At 48.8% G+C, this 1300-nt stretch carries 3 protein-coding genes; 2 read left to right on the forward strand and 1 reads right to left on the reverse strand.

All coding sequences use genetic code 11. The annotated features are described in order from the left end of the window. Positions 1-196 (forward strand): hypothetical protein (locus RE027_RS17725; RefSeq protein WP_368809616.1); only part of this gene is annotated, 196 nt, incomplete at its 5' end. A 50-nt stretch (positions 197-246) separates the two neighbouring features. After that, positions 247-944 (forward strand): IS1-like element IS1B family transposase gene (locus tag RE027_RS17730; protein WP_095033700.1). Its coding sequence is split into 2 segments (ribosomal slippage): positions 247-496 and positions 496-944, totalling 699 coding nucleotides; the frame shifts between segments, so codons are not numbered across the junction. Here RE027_RS17730 and RE027_RS17735 read toward each other — a convergent pair. Continuing rightward, the coding region (locus RE027_RS17735) for a glucosyltransferase domain-containing protein (protein WP_368809617.1) at positions 938-1300 on the reverse strand (363 nt) is incomplete at its 5' end. The two genes, RE027_RS17730 and RE027_RS17735, sit on opposite strands and share 7 nt — an antisense overlap.

Here is a 1300-nt window from a genome sequence, read left to right on the forward strand (position 1 = left end):
AATATCTGATGCTATTCGTGATGGGGAGTATGCATTTCTTATATCAGGCAAAAATAAAAGCGCGGCCATCGCCGCGCTTTTAGAAGCCTTATTTAGTCAGGGCAACAATACCGAGTGTCAGGCCTGCGATTGCCGCGGCGCCACCAGCAATCGCACCTGCTGTTTCCCAGTTATCCTGGGTAGTGCCCTTCGGTGATGCTGCCAACTTACTGATTTAGTGTATGATGGTGTTTTTGAGGTGCTCCAGTGGCTTCTGTTTCTATCAGCTGTCCCTCCTGTTCAGCTACTGACGGGGTGGTGCGTAACGGCAAAAGCACTGCCGGACATCAGCGCTATCTCTGCTCTCACTGCCGTAAAACATGGCAACTGCAGTTCACTTACACCGCTTCTCAACCCGGTACGCACCAGAAAATCATTGATATGGCCATGAATGGCGTTGGATGCCGGGCAACCGCCCGCATTATGGGCGTTGGCCTCAACACGATTTTCCGCCATTTAAAAAACTCAGGCCGCAGTCGGTAACCTCGCGCATACAGCCGGGCAGTGACGTCATCGTCTGCGCGGAAATGGACGAACAGTGGGGATACGTCGGGGCTAAATCGCGCCAGCGCTGGCTGTTTTACGCGTATGACAGGCTCCGGAAGACGGTTGTTGCGCACGTATTCGGTGAACGCACTATGGCGACGCTGGGGCGTCTTATGAGCCTGCTGTCACCCTTTGACGTGGTGATATGGATGACGGATGGCTGGCCGCTGTATGAATCCCGCCTGAAGGGAAAGCTGCACGTAATCAGCAAGCGATATACGCAGCGAATTGAGCGGCATAACCTGAATCTGAGGCAGCACCTGGCACGGCTGGGACGGAAGTCGCTGTCGTTCTCAAAATCGGTGGAGCTGCATGACAAAGTCATCGGGCATTATCTGAACATAAAACACTATCAATAAGTTGGAGTCATTACCGACAATATCATTGATAATGAATCAAACCTGAACAACATATTACCAAGTAACAGTGGGTTTACTGCTACAGTTATACATATTAGAACATTCCCAATGGTGATTTTATGGAATGTATTTTTAAGTAAAAGAATTGTTAAATAAGATAACGCAACAATACTCGATAACTGAGGCAAAGGTGTAATGTCGGCAAGGCGGTCAGAACTGGTGCTCAAGAACATAGCAAGCCATTCTGTTAGTGGTCTGCCTAATTCAATCCACCCAAAGTATCCTTTAATTGACCTAGTGATATCATCAACCAGATAGAGCCTGTCATTGATCAGTGGGTAGTATCCGATCGATAT

Origin of the sequence: Kocuria sabuli, assembly GCF_040981185.1 — a bacterium.
GTDB classification, from domain to species: Bacteria; Actinomycetota; Actinomycetes; order Actinomycetales; family Micrococcaceae; genus Kocuria; species Kocuria sabuli.